This is a genomic window from Bacillus cereus ATCC 14579 (genome assembly GCF_000007825.1).
Lineage (GTDB): Bacteria > Bacillota > Bacilli > Bacillales > Bacillaceae_G > Bacillus_A > Bacillus_A cereus.
On record NC_004722.1, the window covers coordinates 1,430,826 to 1,448,786 of the forward strand.

Genomic DNA, 17,961 nt, shown 5'->3' on the forward strand with positions numbered 1-17,961 from the left:
AGGTAATATGAAGAAAAATCGCTTATTATTTCGCGTTATTATTCTACTCATTTTATGTGGTGCTGTAGGATTTACCCTTTATCAAGGATTCTTTGCTAATAAAGAGAAAATGCAAATCGGAAAAGAAGCACCTAACTTTATTGTGACGGATTTAGAAGGAAAGAAAATTGAACTAAAAGATTTAAAGGGAAAAGGTGTATTTTTAAACTTTTGGGGCACGTGGTGTAAACCTTGTGAAAAAGAAATGCCTTATATGAATGAATTATATCCAAAGTATAAAGAAAAAGGCGTTGAAATCATAGCGTTAGATGCAGATGAAACGGATATTGCAGTAAAGAACTTTGTGAACCAATATGGTTTGAAATTCCCAGTTGCCATTGATAAAGGACAAAAGATTATAGGAACATATGGAGTAGGTCCTTTACCGACAAGCTTTTTGATTGATAAAGATGGAAAAGTAGTGGAGCAAATTATAGGGGAACAAACGAAAGAACAGTTAGAAGGGTATTTAAAGAAAATTACTCCGTAATAAAGAAAGCCTTTACATAAGGGGTGCGTGTTTATAGTGCCTCTGGTTTAAAAATTCTGAGTATTGCGGTAACTTGAGGTTAGAATATACAATAGTACATATAGATACAGGGGCGGTGAGAGTGTTGAAAGAAATTAAATGTGAATGTGGACATGTTAATCCGATAGGAACCGTTTTTTGTGAAGCTTGCGGGAAACCATTTGAAAGCAATGAAAATGCAAAACTATTGGATATGCGCTATGAGGGGAGTGCACGGAGATCTCTCACGCAGACAAAAACGATAGTCGATAAAATTTGGAGCTTTTTCTCTTCTGTAAAAGTAGGTGTATGGCTAATCGTAATAACTTTAGCTGCATCAGCGATAGGAACTATATTTCCGCAAGAAATGTACATAACTCCAGGTATTGCACCAGCTGAATATTATAAACAAGAATATGGATTTTTAGGACAATTATACTATCAATTAGGGTTTAATAATTTATACGGTTCATGGTGGTATATGATTTTGATTGCTTCTATCGGTATTTCACTTGTGATATGTAGTTTAGACCGCGTTATTCCACTTTATAAAGCTTTAAAAAAGCAAGGCGTAAAAAGACATCCTAGTTTTTTAAAGAGACAGAGATTATATGGGACTGGTACACCGCAAGAAGGTGACCTGGAAAGAGTGCAAGAGAATTTAAAGAAAAGAAACTATAACGTGAAAGTGGAAGACGGAAACGTTTTAGCAGAAAAGGGACGCTTCTCGCGTTGGGGTCCATATGTAAATCATATCGGTCTTATTATCTTTTTATTCGGTGCGATGCTTCGTTTTTTACCGAGTATGTACGTAGACGAAGCACTTTGGTTACGTGACGGTGAAACGAAAGAAATACCAGGGACGGATGGACAATACTACTTAAAAAACGAGAAATTTATAAAAGAAGTTTATGATAAAAGTAAGGACAAGGAAGTTTTTGATGAAGCGATTGATCGTGTAGGCGATAAAATGATTGCGAAAAACTTCCAAACGAATGCCGTATTATATAAAGCAGTAGGAGAAAATATAGCAGGCCAAAACCCGAAATTAAAAATAAAGAAGCGGAAATTCGAGTGAATGAACCACTGAAATTTGATCAATTTGCAGTGTATCAAGTTTCTTATAAAGAAAGTGAATTTAAAAGTATGTCCTTTAACTTGCAAAATAAAGAAAATAATCAAAAGTGGGGACCAATTAAAGTAGATTTAACGAATCCTAAGGAAAAATATGATTTAGGAAATGGTTATTCTCTAGAACTATTAAGCTATTTTCCTGATTTTTATTTTGATGAGAATGGAAAACCAAATACAAAAACGAAATTACCAAACAATCCTGCATTTGTATTTAAAATGTTTACACCTGAAACACCAGATGGTGAAGTGAGTTTTGTTGGTATTCAGCAAAATATAGAACCAGATGGAAACAACAAATATAAAATGTCGTTTGCAGGTGTTGAAATGCAAAATGCAACAGCACTTACTGTAAGAAAAGATTTAACGCTTTGGATTCTCGGCATTGGAGGATTTATATTTATGGTTGGTGTCATTCAAGGTATGTATTGGAATCATCGCCGTATTTGGATACAACGTGTTAATGATGAATGGTGGATTGCAGGGCATACAAATAAAAATTGGTTCGGTTTAAAGAAAGATATTGAAAGAGTACTAGAAGGTACAGCAATTCCACAGCCAAATGATAAAGTAATTGATAAAAAAATTAGTTAAGGTGGGGAAACGATATGGTGCAAATAAGTAGTAACTTTCTCTTTACCGCATTTATTTTATATTTAATTGCCACTCTATTTTTCGGGGGAGCAATTAAAGAAAAGGGTCATAAATGGGCAAATGTAGGAATAACGATTACAATTTTAGGGTTTATTGCACAAACAGTATATTTTGTTACAAGGTGGATTGCATCAGGACATGCGCCAGTTAGTAACTTTTTTGAATTCGGTACATTTTTCGGCATGATGCTTGTAGGAGCATTTATTGTCATGTATTTTATGTACCGTGTAAGCATAATCGGACTATTTGCATTACCAGTTGCGCTTTTATTAATTGCCTATGCAAGTATGTTTCCGAGGGAAATATCTCCGCTTATTCCATCTTTAAAAAGTAATTGGTTACATATTCACGTGACGACGGCAGCAGCAGGACAAGCCATTTTAGCGATTAGTTTTATTACAGGTGTTATGTATTTATTGAAAAATGTAGATCAATCGACGAGAAGTAAACGTACATTTTGGCTAGAGACAGTAGTATTTACACTTGTTTGTACAGTTGGATTTATTGGAGTAACAACGGTATTTTCTAGTATGAAATATGAAGCGAAGTTTCAATGGATTGATAAAACTGAACAACAAGTGGAAATGAAGTACAATCTTCCGGCTTTAGTTGGACCGCACGAAGGGAAGTTACTGACAGAAAATAAATTAGAACCGGCAGTTGAAGTTCCAGCGATTGTAAATGCGAAAAAATTAAATACTGTTATTTGGTCAGTGTTAGTTGGAACATTACTGTATATTGTATTAAGACTTGTTTTACGGAAGCGAGTATCGGCGGCACTTCAGCCGTTAGTAAAGAATACGAATAGTGATTTACTAGATGAAATCGGATATCGATCTATTGCAATTGGATTCCCAGTGTTCACATTAGGTGCATTAATTTTTGCGATGATTTGGGCACAAATAGCGTGGACACGTTTTTGGGGCTGGGATCCAAAAGAGGTTTGGGCACTTATCACTTGGCTCTTTTATGCGGCAGTATTACATTTACGCCTATCAAAAGGATGGCATGGAGAGAAGTCAGCTTGGCTTGCAGTAATTGGTTTTGCAATCATTATGTTTAACTTTATTGTAGTAAACTTAATTATTGCCGGTTTACATTCATATGCATAGAGAAATAAAATAGGGGAGTGCATGTCACTTTCCTATTTTATTTTTGTCAACTTTTCTTCTTTTTTGAGAAAAACATGACAAAGTAGCGGTTGATTTTGTAAAATGATGTCGAGGACATTATATGCTGTTCAAAAAAAATACATAGTTTTGGAAAAAAATTGAACAAAATTTATTATTCTTGTGAAGCATAATATGGGAAGTGAAACATTTAGAAGATTGCTTAAATAAACGAGAATAGCGCAACATAATAGTTAAAGAAGGGTAGGTGTGAACCGCTGAGGTGAGAGTGCGCAGCGGGTAGAGATGGAAAATGAATCAAGAATTTTAATTGTAGATGATGAGGATCGTATTCGTCGTTTATTGAAAATGTACTTAGAAAGAGAACAATATACGATTGAAGAAGCAGATAATGGTGATACAGCTTTAGAAATGGCGTTGCAAAATGATTACGATTTAATCTTATTAGATCTTATGATGCCTGGTAAAGATGGCATTGAAGTATGTAAAGGGGTTCGTGAGAAGAAAGCGACACCAATTATTATGCTGACAGCAAAAGGTGAAGAAGTAAATAGAGTACAAGGATTTGAAGTTGGAACAGATGATTATATTGTAAAGCCATTTAGTCCACGTGAGGTCGTACTACGTGTGAAAGCGGTATTACGTCGTGCTGTACCAACAACATTCTTTACACAAGATACAACGACAAAAGATGTTACTGTATTCCCGCACTTAACAATTGATAACGATGCACACCGTGTTACTGCAGATGGTAATGAAGTAAACTTAACGCCGAAAGAATATGAGTTACTATTATTTTTAGCGAAAGCTCCTGATAAAGTATTCGATCGTGAGCAACTGTTAAAAGAAGTATGGCAATATGAATTCTTCGGAGATTTACGTACAGTTGATACACATGTAAAGCGTTTACGTGAGAAGTTAAGCAAAAAATCACCAGATGCAGCGAAAATGATCGTTACTGTTTGGGGTGTAGGTTACAAATTTGAGGTTGTGAACGACTGATGCTTTGGAGAAGTGTAGTAGGGAAGTTATGGATGACCATATTACTTCTCGTTTCGTTTGTTCTTGGATTTGTTGCGATTTTACTTTCACAGTTTTTTAGAACGTATTATGTTGATATGAGTGAAGCTAGGCTTCAAAAAGTTGCAACAAGTGTTTCAGAGTTAATTGAAGAAGGTGCCGATGTAAAAACGATTGAGAATATCGCTTACAAATTCTCTGACCCACTTTCAAGGATTATTATTGTAGAAGATGGTAAAGAAATCTCTTCTTCACCGAAACAAGAAGGGTTAGTCACTCTTACAATGGATGACTTAAAAGAAGATAAAGAATTAGCGGCTGTGTTTACAGACAAAAAAGAAATTAAGAATAATATTAGAAAAGCGTCTAATAGTAGGAAGAATAAAAACACCGAAAATGATATTATGATCGTCGGAAAACCAGTGCAATCAAAAAATCAAAGTGCAGTGTTCGTATATGAATCTTTACAAGTACCGATACAAGGTATGGAAAGAACAACTGATTTTATTTTCTTATCGGCTGGAATTGCGATTATATTAACAACTTTCTTTGCGTTCTTCTTATCTACTCGGATTACAGCACCGCTTCGTAAAATGCGTGAGGTTGCTTTTGAAGTGTCACGTGGGAAGTTTGATGCAAAGGCTCCTATGGTATCTCAGGATGAGATTGGTGAGCTTGCAACGGCCTTAAATCAAATGGGAAAACAGTTGAAGTTTAATATGAACGCCTTGCAACAAGAAAAAGAGCAGTTAGCAAGTATTTTGAGTAGTATGGCAGATGGGGTTATTACGTTAAATCAAGAAGGTGAAGTCGTTGTAATCAATCCGCCGGCCGAACATTTCTTACAAGTTTGGCAAGAAGAAAAAGAGATAGAGCTCAGTAAAAAACTACCTTCTGAACTTGTGGAATTATTCCATCTCGTTGTAGAAAGCGAACAACAACAAGTTGTTGAAATTAATTTACAAAAAGGAAACTATGTAGTTCTTATGACGCCGCTTTACAATCAAACGAAAATTCGTGGAGCTGTAGCAGTGCTGCGAGATATGACGGAAGAACGTCGTCTTGAAAAGATGCGTCAAGATTTTATTGCGAATGTATCACATGAACTTCGTACACCAATGGTCATGCTGCAAGGGTATAGTGAAGCGATTTTAGATGATATTGTGCAAACGAAAGAGGAAATAGATGAGTTTGTTCAAATTATTTATGATGAATCTGTTCGTTTAGGTAAACTTGTAAATGAATTGTTAGATTTAGCTCGTATGGAAAGCGGTCATGTAGAGTTACATATTGGTGAAGTGGATATACATCCGTTTGTTGAAAAAATTGGTCGTAAATTCCAAGGGATTGCAAAGGATAAAGAGGTCGCGTTAACGGTTGATTTCAAAGGTCCAATTGAACAATACCCGTTTGATGCAGATCGTATGGAACAAGTATTGACGAATTTAATTGATAACGCAATACGTCATACGAATGCAGGCGGACATGTAACGCTTGTAATTGATACGAAAAATAACGGTCTTATTTTTGAAGTACAAGATTCGGGTGCAGGCATTCCAGAAGAAGATATTCCATTTTTATTTGATCGTTTCTATAAAGCTGATAAAGCAAGAACACGTGGGAAAAAGGGTGGAACAGGACTCGGGCTTGCGATTGCGAAAAATATTGTTCAAGGCCATGATGGTAAAATTTCTGTATCAAGTGTTGTTGGAGAAGGAACTACATTCTCTGTATATTTACCGAATCGTATAATTTAGATATGCGTTTTTAAAGTTGATAATGAATAAAGTTCTGCTGTTTTTTATTTTTTTGTAAACTCAATTAAATAAAGAATGGTAGAACTTTTTTCTATGTTGCTCAAATAAAGAATAACAAGAGAGGTGCTGTGAAGAAATGAAATTATATACAAAAACAGGAGATAAAGGAACGACAAGTGTAATAGGTGGCAGGGTTGATAAAGATGATATCCGTGTGGAAGCGTATGGAACAATAGACGAGGCAAATTCTCATATTGGATATGCAATGACTAAGCTTCAAGGCGGGGCTTTTATAGATATTTACAATGAGCTCGAAAATATTCAACATGAACTATTTGATTGCGGAGGAGACTTGGCAATAGTGGAACAAAAAATTCCTTATAAAGTGACAATTGTGATGGTTGAAAGTTTAGAAAGAAAGATTGATTTATATATAGAAGAAGCCCCGCCACTAGAACGCTTTATTTTGCCAGGTGGTAGCGAGGCAGCGGCTACTATTCATATTGCACGTACTGTTGTAAGGAGAGCAGAACGCTCTATAGTATCATTGCAAAAAGAAGTGAAAATAAATGAAGTTGTATTAAAGTATGTAAATAGATTATCTGATTATTTGTTTGCGATAGCTCGAGTAATAAATGCCCGATTACAAGTGAAAGATGTGGAGTATAACCGTAGTGCAGTAGTTTTTCGTGATAAGAAAGAGAAGGAAGTGGAGTAATTCACTTTCTTTTTTTGTATACTTTTTTCTGTAATATACCAAAATAGAGAAGGTATGGTGGTAATTAGAAAACGGAGGATGTATATGAAAGTTTTAAAATGCGGTGTCATGTTATTGAGTATACTGTTTGTATCTCAATTACATGTTTATGCAGAAGAAAATCGATGGACATGGCCTGTTGAAGGTCAGATAAGTGATTATTTTGGGACAAGGCATGGAAAACACTATGGTATTGATGTAGCTGCGCCGATTGGAACGCCTGTGGCAGCTATCCAAGATGGTAAGGTAACGAGGTCTTATTATTCAAGTAGTTATGGAAATGTTGTATTTATTAAACACGGAGAATATGAGGCTGTATATGCACATTTAAATAAGAGATATGTGGATCAAGGAGATTATATTTCCAAAGGAGAAAAAATTGGAGAAGTAGGGAACACGGGAGAATCGCGAGGTGCGCACTTACATCTAGAACTTCATCAAGGAAGATGGACGATGGCGAAAAAGAATGCGATGAACCCATTGCTTGTTTTAAGTGAACAAAGAAATGAAGTTGTTTCTTCGTCATTATATGTCGTACAAAAAGGGGATACTTTAGTTAGTATTGCACGGAAATTTATTATGACACTTAAGGAAATTAAAGAAAAAAATGGATTGCAGCAAGAGCTAATTTATCCTAATCAACAATTATATGTTAAGTAAAGGAAACGCTTCAAAAATTAAACTTTGAACAAATTTATGTTCTTCTTAAATAAGATTCAATGTAAATGAAATTATATGGGCGCTTTTGCTAGAACTATTGAGTGAATCAGAGCATCTATATCTAAAAGAAAACCGTCCCAAAATTTATTTTGGGACGGCTTCTTTTACCAAAAAATAAAGACACATATAAATCCAGAAATAGCTAAATAGCTATATAAGTAAAAAACTTTTGTTCTTGTTTTCTCTTTTGTTCGAAACAGTACGATAGTCGGTTCAATTAAACCGATTGTCAAACAAAGTAGGCCAAGAAGCATACAACCAATCGAGATAGAATACAGGGCGATTTGTGGTGCTTGAAATGGAATCATCCATTTTAATAAAAATGCAATAAGTGCAGTGTAACAAATACTACCGATGTATTTATTCAGTGGTGTATTAGAACGAAAACCAGGAAGTTTTTTTAAGAAAGAGCGGGAAACAACTTCTGTTTGTAAAGATGTATGCTCTTCAATAATTTTTTGAGCTTCTTTTCCTTTTTGAAAAAGAGATAAGATCCAATTTCGCTCACCCTGAAAAATAAATTGAGAAGTTGTCAAATAGTGATCAATCTTCACTTTATTCCAACTCTTCCACGGATGACGCTCACACAATTCTAATTTACTTTCTGTTTTTTTATCATACTGATAAATACTGATGCCATCTTCATCGAAAGTAGCATAGTATGTCTCGTTTGAGAATGTGCCTAAATCAATTGGGCAGTAGAAAAGTAATTCTTTTTTTAAGTAAAAGTATTCTTTTCTTAAGTTTTTTTTCATTGCTTCTCGAATAGAATGTCTCTTGTCTTTTTTCATGACATTTCCTCCATAACTCAGAAAATGTTCTTATCTTAACAATTCAATATCTTATCACTTTTAATTATATATGACTAGGTAATTCAAAAGAGAAATGCCGAATAATAAAAAATATGGATTGTATTGTAAAATATCTCGCAATTTATTTGTTGTTACGAAAAATAAATAACTAATTTTAAATAAGTTACAATTTTTTAGTTCACAATGTTATGAGGTTGTTGTATAATGAAGGGGAAAATAGAATATCGGTCTATCTTCGGGGCAGGGTGAAAATCCCGACCGGCGGTGATGAACTATTTATGATTTTGTTCTAAGCCCGCGAGCCGTTAAGGCAGGATTTGGTGTGATTCCAAAGCCGACAGTATAGTCTGGATGGGAGAAGATGGAGGTTCAAGCGTTCAAAAAAGATATGGATTTGAACGTCTGTTTGATGTGCCTTAAATTCTCCCTTTGTGTAAAACACAAAGGGTTTTTTCGTTCTATGAAAAAATAGGCATAGCAGAACCTTTCCACTTTCCATGAGATGATCGATGGAAAAGGAGAGAGAAAGATGAAACAAAAAAACAGTGTAGTGCAGATGGTGAGTGTAGCGATGCTAAGTAGTATTGCATATTTACTAATGATGTTGGATTTCCCGTTCCCAGGGCTTCCGCCATTTTTGAAAATTGATTTTAGTGATGTACCAGCTCTAATTGCGGCAATTATCTTTGGACCAGTAGCAGGAGTGATTGTAGAGGCGATAAAGAACATTTTACATTACGGGATTCAAGGAAGTTTAACGGGAGTACCAGTTGGAGAAATTGCAAACTTTATTGCAGGATGTTTATTTATTGGGCCAGCAGCTTTCTTATTTAGAAAGTATCGTACTGTGAAGAGTTTAACTACAGGATTAATGCTAGGGACAATTACAATGGCACTTATTATGAGTGTATTAAACTACATCATCATATTCCCGGCGTACACTTGGTTTTTAAATTCACCAGCTATGTCTAGCGAAGCTATAAAAACAACGGTTGTAACGGCAATCTTACCATTTAATTTAATTAAAGGGATTGTTGTAACAATTGTATTTGTAGCATTATTCTCACGCCTGAAAGTATGGGTGTTTGCAAAAATGAAAAATGCATAATATATACTAAAACCATTAGTAGTGTGAAACTACTAATGGTTTTTTATTAAGGAAAATAAAATTTAGATACAAAAAACGCCCCTCATCAATAGGAGGGGCGTTTTTTGAAGTTAATAAAAGACTATTCGAATTTTAAAGCGTCTCCGTCGAATGATTCGTCAGCAACTTTAATTGAGTCAGTTGGACAGCCTTCGAATGCATCCATCATATCTTCAATTAATACATCTGGAATTTCAACGATACCTTGGTTATCATCTAATGTTACAAATGCAATACCTTCATCATCATAGTCATAAATGTCTGGTGCAGCAGCGCCACAAGCACCACATGCAATACAAGTATCTTTATCAACGATTGTATATTTTGCCATCTTTTTTCCCTCCTGATAATATGTATGTGAAAAGCTCGCCATAAAAATTATAACCTTATTGTAAAACGGTTTGTAAAACTTTTCAACATAAAATTATAATGATAATGCTTATCAATTAGAGTGTCAACTTATTTTTGAATTATGTCATAAGATTTTCAAAATACGTAAATATGATTTCGTTTGATACAATAGAATATATACAAGTATATAGTTCTTATATGATAAGTTTAATGAGCGACAGTAGATAGTGTAATTGTACTGAAAAGAATGAAGTTAAGATTGGAAGGTGGAAGCGGTCATGCAAATACAATATACTTTGTTGCATTGTTTAAAACAATTGAATGGTGAAAGAACCGTTTCTTCTATTTATTATTTACTAAAGGGCAAACGTTCTTCGCAAACTTTACAAGATGGAAATATGTTCCGAGTTTCTTTTTTGTTCGGAATATATAAATCATTAAATAGAAATGACTATGATGGTGAAGTTGCAAAGTTGTTGCAAGCGGATTTTATTCAAGAAATACATGAAAATACATATGTGTTAACACCTACGGGTAAAATGCAGTTACATAAATGGGAGGAAGTTTATGCTTTTCCGGCGCATTTGCATGGTTTACATTATGGTGAATTAGGTGAAACATTTTGGAAAAGATTATCATTAATTATTCAAACCATATCAAATTTACAACAGAATAATACGAGATTTATTCCAATTCAGCAAGATACAGAAATAATGATGTGGGTGAAACGTTTTCTAACAGGAAGGCCATATAAGAGAAGTGAGTTGGCGAGAAAACTATGGACGGAAGTACATAATCTTTTAGAAAAGAGTAATGCGATAGAAGCGATGATTGTAACATATCGATTAACGGGTTATGAACGCATTGGTTGTACATTGCAACAATTAGCAGAAATTACGAAACAAGATATATTCAGGGTGTATTTTTTATTTTGGGGTACAATACATTTCTTTATACAAGAAGTTCGTGATAAAGAAAATGAATTTCCACTATTAGCTGAAATTATATCTTATCCAAATGAGAGAGCTGAATTATTTAGTTTATCCACGAAAAAAACATATAATTTTTGGAGACAAGGACGTTCTTTAGAAGAAATAGCGACGATTCGGAATTTAAAGGTTGCAACGATAGAAGATCATTTTGTTGAAATTGCTTTGCGAGAAAAAGATTTTTCTATTGAAATGTTTATGGAAAAAGAAAAGATAGACAAAGTAATAAAAGTAATTGAAGCATTGCAAACGCGGAAGTTACGTGTTTTGAAACAAGCGGTTGGAGAAGATATTTCTTATTTTGAAGTTCGTCTTGTATTAGCGCGGATGGAGGGTGTAAATGAAACTTGAAGAATATTTATATAAGTGGTTTGGATATTCTGAATTTCGTCCAGGTCAAAAAGGAGTAATTACAGATTTATTAGAAGGAAAAGATGTGATAGCAATGCTTCCGACTGGAAGAGGGAAATCTATGTGCTATCAGTTTCCGGGGCTTATGCGAGAAGGAACAGTGCTTGTTGTATCACCGTTATTATCTTTAATGGAAGATCAAGTGACACAATTAAAGTATGTTGTGAAAAACCGAGTGATAGCATTTAATAGTTTTCGGACATTAAATGAAAAAAGAGAAGCGATGAAAAAATTATCTTCATATAAATTTATTTTTGTTTCACCAGAGATGTTGCAGTCGGAGTTATTAATTAGGGAATTGAAGAAAATTCATATTGCATTATTTGTTGTTGATGAGGCTCATTGTATTTCTCAATGGGGTTATGATTTTAGACCGGACTATAAAAAACTAAATGTAGTTATTGAAAATATTGGTTCTCCTACAGTATTAGCATTGACAGCCACAGCGACAAAAGGGGTACTGCAGGATATCGCAGATAGTTTAAATTTAAAGGGTGCCGCGGAACATGTATACTCTATTGATCGTCCTAATATTGCAATGGATGTGCAATTTGTAGAGACGATAGAAGAAAAGAAAGAGGCGCTTTTAGAGCAGGTGATGTATTTACAAGGGCCGGGGATTGTATATTGCTCAAGTAGAGCGTGGACAGAAAGGTTAACAGAATACTTGAGAGGGAAAGGTGTTACTGGTGTAGCTTTTTATCATGGTGGTATGGAACATGAAGAGCGTATGTTAATTCAACAGCAGTTTATGAACGATCAATTGCAACTTGTAATATGCACAAGTGCATTTGGTATGGGGGTAAATAAGGCGAATACGCGATATATTATTCATTTTCATTATCCAACTAATATAGCCTCTTACTTACAAGAAATCGGAAGAGCTGGAAGAGATGGCGAACCGAGTATAGCTATTTTATTATGTAGTCCGTTGGATCATGATTTACCAATTTCAATCATTGAGGATGAATTGCCAAGTAAGTCACAAATAAAATTTTTATTTTCTTTACTACAAGAAAGAATATTTCAAACGAAGGAATTACCAATAGAAGATGTAGAAGAAATTTGTTATAATGCAGCAAGATTTAATGAGCAATATTGGCGTTTCGTTCGTTATCATCTCGAACAGGTTGGAATTATACAACAACGAAGATTATTATTAGAAGGTTTGTCAGATGAAATCATGAACCGATTAATAGCTGAAGTAGAAATAAGGTTGCGTAATAAATATAGTGAGCTAGAAAATATGAAGTCATGGATACAAGTTAAAGGGTGTAGACGTGAATATGTGCTGCAACAGTTCGGTTATAGGAAAGAGCAAGAGTTAATTAATTGCTGCGATTATTGCGGTATTACCAAAGAAGATTATAAAAAAAGACGAGCGCAACAATCGGATTTCGACTATAATTGGGAAACAGAGTTACAAAAGCTTTTCGGCCTAGAAAAGATGGAGGAATGATGAACATTCAAAGGCATAATGTTGAAGATATGAGTCCGCAGGAAATAAGGCTGAATCTATATATAACACAGTTAATTATTATCGGTATTGGCTGTTTACTGGCATATATATTATTTCAAGATGTAAAAGAAGTCTTTAATTTATGGAAATGGGAACCAGTATCTATACTTATTATAGGTGGTTTGTTAGCGATTGGTATTGTGTTATTAGATTATGTTGCAATGCGAGTGTTTCCGGAGTCATGGTTTGATGATGGTGGTATTAACGATAAGATGTTTCGAGGAATGTCCGTTCTACACTTACTCGTTATTACGTTCTTGATTGGTTTTGCAGAAGAATTTTTATTTAGAGGTGTAGTACAGACTCATTTTGGAATTGTAATTGCGAGCTTCGTATTTGCAGTGTTACATATTCGTTATATAACAAAGCCATTTTTATTTTGTTTCGTCTGTTTTATTAGTTTTGTCTTTGGTTATGTATTTGAATGGACAGGAAATTTGTTTATAACAATCTTTGCACACTTTCTTGTTGATTTTATAATGGGACTCCAATTAAGAAAATAAATGGAAGGTGGTGGTGAACAACATGAGGAAACGAATTCCTGATTTTGAAGAGGAATTAGAAGTTGAGCGAGTGGAAGAAAAAGAAAGTTTACCGCCGCGTAGTGAAATTCATAGAAATAAAGAGAAAAAACAAAAGTTTAAAATAAATCACATTTTCGTCCGGGTTTTAACATTTCTATTCATTCTTCTGCCGATTAGTATTTTGTGGTACACGGATAAATATATTCAGGTGAAGGGTGATAGTAATAATGCTGGAAAAAGTGCGTTTGAAGTAATCTTCTTTGATTCAGCTAAATCTGAGTCGCAGAAACATTCTGAAAAAGTAATAACGCATACTGTGAAAGAGGGAGAAACTTTAGAAAGTATAGCGAAGCAATATTTTTCAGATGGAAATGGAATTGAAGTAATTAAAAAGTATAATAACTTGCAGGAAGATGAAGTGAGTGCAGGTCAAGAATTAAAAATTCCGATAAAAGATAAGTCCACAAAGCAAGAAAGCTAGCGAGTTAAGCGATCACAGTTTGTTATAAAAGCCTAGGATTATCTTTATGAGGAGGGAGTCAAAAATATGATATGGATTATATTATTCAGTACTCTCATAGGCATGGGGATTTTATTACTTTTTGTGATGTATAAAGAAGCGATGCGTAATACGGTGTTGGAACATACTTTAGTATTTAAAGAATTTCCGAAAAGTTTTCAAAAAGTAAATGTGTTTTTTATTTCTGATATTCATAGAAGGGTCATTTCGAATTTGTTAATTGAACAAGTAAAAGGAAAAGTAGATCTCGTAATTATCGGAGGAGATTTAGCAGAGAAAGGTGTCTCTTTATCAAAAATCTCTGCGAATATTCAAAAGTTAAGAGAGATAGGTCCTGTATATTTTGTGTGGGGAAACAATGATTATGAGATAGAATATCATGAATTAGATGCGTTATTATTAGAAAATAACGTAAAAGTTTTAGATAATACAAGAGTGGTATTTGAGTCTGAATTAGGAGAGAAAATTTGTTTGCTCGGTATAGATGATGTTGGATTGCACCGTGATCGTCTAGATTTGGCATTGGCGGATTGTAAAGAAGATGGTTTTCGTATCCTAGTTAGTCACAACCCTGATATAATAAAAAAAATGTCTGGAAATGAACAGATTTCACTTGTGTTAAGTGGCCATACGCATGGAGGACAAATCCGATTATTCCCATCTAAAAAATATTTAAAAGGTGGCGTATATAACCATTTGAATACGATTCTCTTTGTTAGTAATGGGTATGGAACAACATTGATACCACTTCGTTTCCGAGCACCTGCTCAAACACATATCATTACATTGTGCGGAGGGAAATGATGCCAACTCTTTGTGGGAAATATAATATAAAAGCCGTTTCGAATATAATTGGAGTTCAGCCGAGTACGCTTCGTGCATGGGAAAGACGATATCAAATTATTGCCCCAAAGCGGAATCAAGCTGGGCATCGCTTATATACAGAAGAGCATATTCAAATTTTAAAATGGTTAATGGAAAAAGTTTCTTCCGGTATGATGATTGGACAAGCAGTTCAGTTATTAGAAGAGAATCGTTTGCAGAGTACAGTTCAAAAAGAGATACATTTCGATAAAGAAGTTGTTTTAGTGGACGATTTGCTACAAGCTTTGTTAAAATTTGATGAAATTACAATTGCTGCATTATTAAACGAAGCTTTTAGTATATATTCAACAGAAAAGGTTGTTGCCAGTATCGTTCTTCGAGTGACAGACAAATTATTAACGTCAAAAAATAATAATGAGATTTCAATGGTGCAATTTCAATATGCACTATCATTTTTACAAACGCGTCTAGGGATGGTGTATCACAATGCCTCAATGTTTTCCTCTTTACACAAAGTTATTGTGTTAGAAAAGGATGCATTGAAAGGATTTATTTTTTCAACTTATTTACGCTTAAAAGGATATGAGGCGATATATATTAGGACAAGCTTAGCTGAAGATGGTATGTTATCAGCGGTAGAGGAAATACAGCCGAAATATGTATTTATATCTTTTGCTGACGAACAAGAAATGAAAAAGACGATGAACTTTATAAATTTATTACAAGAAAAAAGGGAATCTCTTTCTGTTGGATTTATCGGAAATCTAGGCGTTCTAAACCAGTTGGACATTGAAACAATCTTAATTGGTGATACGAAAGAAGAATGGGATGGATGGTTAAAAATGTCGGAATAGTTGTTCGAAAAGAACCATCTATTTTCTATTTCATATAATAAAAATTAGATGCATTGGTTACGTAGGGAGGGTATGAGATGAGGCTGGAACGATTAAATTACAATAAGATAAAAATTTTTCTAACATTTGATGATTTATCTGAACGAGGATTAACGAAAGAAGATTTATGGAGAAATGCACCGAAAGTACAGCAATTATTTCGTGATATGATGCAAGAAGCAAATAAGGAATTAGGGTTTGAAGCAGATGGTCCGATTGCAGTTGAAGTGTTTTCTCTACAAGCACAAGGGATGGTTGTAATTGTAACGAAAGAAAATCAAGAAATGGATACAGATGATGAGTTCCGTGACGAGTTTATTGAAATGCAAGTGACTCTAGATGAAAGTGAGCATATATTATATGAGTTTGCTACGCTAGATGACGTAATTAACCTGTCGAATCGCTTATATAACCTTGGTGTAACTGGCGGAAAGCTATATACGTGGGATGAGCGCTTCTATCTTTGGGTGGAAGAAGAGGAACAAATTCAATTGTTAAAGGCGGATTTTATAGCTATTTTAGCGGAATACGGTAATCCGTCTACAGCAACCATTTATCGCATCATGGAGTACGGTAAAGAATTAATGGATGTTAACGCGATAGAACAAATACACAATTACTTTGTGAAAAAACAAAACCTCAGCTAATACAACATAGCTGAGGTTTTGTTTTTATTTGGAGAAGGGAAGGGATGATTGTAAATACTCGAACATACTTTTTGAAAATAAAATATGCAGTTTTATGGGAGGGTGGTTGATGAAAATAAAAAATATTTAAATATTTAAGTATTTTACTTTTCTAAAAGTAATAAAAGGACTATAATAATAGTGAAAACGCTTGCAACAGAAAATAGTTTGTATATATTTGTTAGCGTTTTCTATTGCATTCCAAATTTAAGGGTGTATACTAGGCAATGAAGGTTTACTAAACAAGTGAAATTACAGGGGGTTTACTTACTATGGTAGCCGAAAAGGGAACTCAAACAAAAACACAACAACAAAGGGAACAACATTTTGAACTATTGAATTCAACACAAATTGTTATTAGTGAAGCGTTAGAAAAATTGGGTTATCCAAACGAAGTATATGAATTATTAAAAGAACCAATTCGTATGATGACAGTGAAAATACCAGTTCGTATGGATGACGGGACTGTTAAAATATTTACAGGATATCGTGCGCAACATAATGATGCTGTTGGTCCAACGAAAGGTGGAATTCGCTTCCATCCGAATGTAACAGAAAATGAAGTGAAAGCACTTTCAATCTGGATGAGTTTAAAATGTGGTATTGTTGATTTACCATATGGTGGAGGTAAGGGTGGAATTATCTGTGATCCACGTGAAATGTCATTCCGTGAGTTAGAAAGATTAAGCCGCGGTTATGTACGAGCAATTAGCCAAATCGTAGGTCCGACGAAAGATATTCCAGCTCCAGATGTATTCACAAACTCTCAAATTATGGCGTGGATGATGGATGAGTATAGCCGTATTGATGAATTTAATTCACCAGGATTTATTACAGGTAAACCGCTTGTATTAGGTGGATCACATGGACGTGAAACAGCAACAGCGAAAGGTGTAACAATTTGTATTCGCGAAGCTGCTAAAAAACGTGGCATTGATATTAAGGGTGCACGCGTTGTTGTTCAAGGATTCGGTAATGCTGGTAGCTTCTTAGCTAAATTTATGCATGATGCAGGTGCGAAAGTTATTGCAATCTCAGATGCTTACGGCGCGTTACATGATCCAAACGGATTAGATATTGATTATTTATTAGACCGTCGTGATAGCTTCGGTACAGTAACAAAGCTATTTAACAATACAATTTCAAACAAAGAATTGTTAGAACTTGATTGCGATATTTTAGTACCAGCTGCAATTGAGAACCAAATTACAGAAGAAAATGCTAATGATATTAAAGCGAAAATCGTTGTTGAAGCTGCAAATGGTCCAACAACATTAGAAGCGACTAAAATTTTAACAGATCGCGGAATTTTGCTTGTTCCAGACGTGTTAGCAAGTGCTGTTTGGTTACCAGTATCTACCTTGAGTGGGTCCAAAACACCCAAGGTTACTACTGGACTGAGGAGGAAGTAGAACAACGTTTAGAAAAAGGTAATGGTAAGATCATTTGATTCTATTTATGAAACAGCACAAGTTCGTAAAGTGACATGCGCTTAGCGGCGTACATGGTTGGTGTTCGTAAAATGGCTGAAGCAAGCCGCTTCAGAGGTTGGGTATAAAATATTATAT

At 34.6% G+C, this 17,961-nt stretch carries 16 protein-coding genes, 2 pseudogenes and 1 riboswitch; of the genes and pseudogenes, 16 read left to right on the top strand and 2 right to left on the bottom strand.

Going from position 1 to position 17,961, the window contains the following annotated elements; translation table 11 throughout:
- Window positions 1–7: 7 nt before the first annotated feature.
- The 7 genes and pseudogenes from resA to BC_RS07335 all read left to right on the top strand — a co-directional run bounded on the left by resA (window position 8) and on the right by BC_RS07335 (window position 7,656).
- Window positions 8–529 (top strand): thiol-disulfide oxidoreductase ResA, encoded by a 522-nt coding sequence (gene resA, locus BC_RS07305; protein WP_000742192.1) that lies wholly within the window; start codon window positions 8–10, stop codon window positions 527–529.
- Window positions 530–650: 121 nt separating this feature from the next.
- A pseudogene (resB, locus tag BC_RS07310) lies at window positions 651–2,272 on the top strand (cytochrome c biogenesis protein ResB).
- A gap of 14 nt (window positions 2,273–2,286) precedes the next feature.
- Window positions 2,287–3,444: a cytochrome c biogenesis protein ResC gene (resC, locus tag BC_RS07315; RefSeq protein WP_000250086.1), complete on the top strand. Its 1,158-nt coding sequence runs from the start codon at window positions 2,287–2,289 to the stop codon at window positions 3,442–3,444.
- Window positions 3,445–3,747: 303 nt separating this feature from the next.
- Window positions 3,748–4,464, top strand: a complete 717-nt coding sequence (gene resD / locus BC_RS07320) for a DNA-binding response regulator ResD (protein ID WP_000426861.1) — start codon at window positions 3,748–3,750, stop codon at window positions 4,462–4,464.
- Window positions 4,464–6,239 carry a sensor histidine kinase ResE gene (gene resE, locus BC_RS07325; RefSeq protein WP_000964677.1) on the top strand — a complete coding sequence of 592 codons (1,776 nt, stop codon included), beginning with the start codon at window positions 4,464–4,466 and terminating at the stop codon, window positions 6,237–6,239. The genes resD and resE overlap by 1 nt, the downstream gene beginning before the upstream one ends.
- A gap of 136 nt (window positions 6,240–6,375) precedes the next feature.
- Window positions 6,376–6,957, top strand: a complete 582-nt coding sequence (locus tag BC_RS07330) for a cob(I)yrinic acid a,c-diamide adenosyltransferase (RefSeq protein ID WP_000781269.1) — start codon at window positions 6,376–6,378, stop codon at window positions 6,955–6,957.
- 84 nt (window positions 6,958–7,041) lie between these two features.
- The gene (locus BC_RS07335) at window positions 7,042–7,656 is read left to right on the top strand and encodes a peptidoglycan DD-metalloendopeptidase family protein (RefSeq protein WP_000866116.1); all 615 of its coding nucleotides are present in this window, start codon (window positions 7,042–7,044) and stop codon (window positions 7,654–7,656) included.
- 164 nt (window positions 7,657–7,820) lie between these two features.
- On the opposite strand, the gene BC_RS07340 is transcribed toward BC_RS07335, so the two are convergent.
- The gene (locus BC_RS07340) at window positions 7,821–8,507 is read right to left on the bottom strand and encodes a hypothetical protein (protein WP_000710836.1); all 687 of its coding nucleotides are present in this window, start codon (window positions 8,505–8,507) and stop codon (window positions 7,821–7,823) included.
- 248 nt (window positions 8,508–8,755) lie between these two features.
- Window positions 8,756–8,895, top strand: a riboswitch (FMN riboswitch).
- 162 nt (window positions 8,896–9,057) lie between these two features.
- On the opposite strand from BC_RS07340, the gene BC_RS07345 reads away from it, so the two are divergent.
- Window positions 9,058–9,636: an ECF transporter S component gene (locus tag BC_RS07345; protein WP_000810855.1), complete on the top strand. Its 579-nt coding sequence runs from the start codon at window positions 9,058–9,060 to the stop codon at window positions 9,634–9,636.
- Between the two features lie 121 nt (window positions 9,637–9,757).
- Here the strand turns inward: BC_RS07345 and BC_RS07350 are convergent, their stop codons facing one another.
- Window positions 9,758–10,006: a ferredoxin gene (locus tag BC_RS07350; protein ID WP_001151993.1), complete on the bottom strand. Its 249-nt coding sequence runs from the start codon at window positions 10,004–10,006 to the stop codon at window positions 9,758–9,760.
- A gap of 298 nt (window positions 10,007–10,304) precedes the next feature.
- Here BC_RS07350 and BC_RS07355 point away from each other — a divergent pair, with 298 nt between their 5' ends.
- From BC_RS07355 to gudB, 8 genes and pseudogenes are all read left to right on the top strand, one after another.
- On the top strand, window positions 10,305–11,366 hold the full coding sequence (locus BC_RS07355; protein WP_001167018.1) for a helix-turn-helix domain-containing protein: 1,062 nt from the start codon (window positions 10,305–10,307) through the stop codon (window positions 11,364–11,366).
- Window positions 11,356–12,885 (top strand): ATP-dependent DNA helicase RecQ, encoded by a 1,530-nt coding sequence (gene recQ / locus BC_RS07360; RefSeq protein ID WP_000762966.1) that lies wholly within the window; start codon window positions 11,356–11,358, stop codon window positions 12,883–12,885. The genes BC_RS07355 and recQ overlap by 11 nt, the downstream gene beginning before the upstream one ends.
- Window positions 12,885–13,448 carry a CPBP family intramembrane glutamic endopeptidase gene (locus tag BC_RS07365; protein ID WP_001025780.1) on the top strand — a complete coding sequence of 188 codons (564 nt, stop codon included), beginning with the start codon at window positions 12,885–12,887 and terminating at the stop codon, window positions 13,446–13,448. Before recQ ends, BC_RS07365 begins: the two co-directional genes overlap by 1 nt.
- Window positions 13,449–13,470: 22 nt before the next feature.
- On the top strand, window positions 13,471–13,950 hold the full coding sequence (locus BC_RS07370) for a LysM peptidoglycan-binding domain-containing protein (RefSeq protein ID WP_001231553.1): 480 nt from the start codon (window positions 13,471–13,473) through the stop codon (window positions 13,948–13,950).
- A gap of 66 nt (window positions 13,951–14,016) precedes the next feature.
- Window positions 14,017–14,793 (top strand): metallophosphoesterase, encoded by a 777-nt coding sequence (locus BC_RS07375; protein ID WP_000637791.1) that lies wholly within the window; start codon window positions 14,017–14,019, stop codon window positions 14,791–14,793.
- Window positions 14,793–15,668, top strand: coding sequence for a MerR family transcriptional regulator (locus BC_RS07380; RefSeq protein WP_001142465.1), 876 nt, complete (start codon window positions 14,793–14,795; stop codon window positions 15,666–15,668). The genes BC_RS07375 and BC_RS07380 overlap by 1 nt, the downstream gene beginning before the upstream one ends.
- A 77-nt stretch (window positions 15,669–15,745) precedes the next feature.
- Window positions 15,746–16,354 (top strand): genetic competence negative regulator, encoded by a 609-nt coding sequence (locus BC_RS07385; protein WP_001235402.1) that lies wholly within the window; start codon window positions 15,746–15,748, stop codon window positions 16,352–16,354.
- 311 nt (window positions 16,355–16,665) lie between these two features.
- A pseudogene (gene gudB / locus BC_RS07390) lies at window positions 16,666–17,951 on the top strand (NAD-specific glutamate dehydrogenase).
- Window positions 17,952–17,961: the final 10 nt, after the last annotated feature.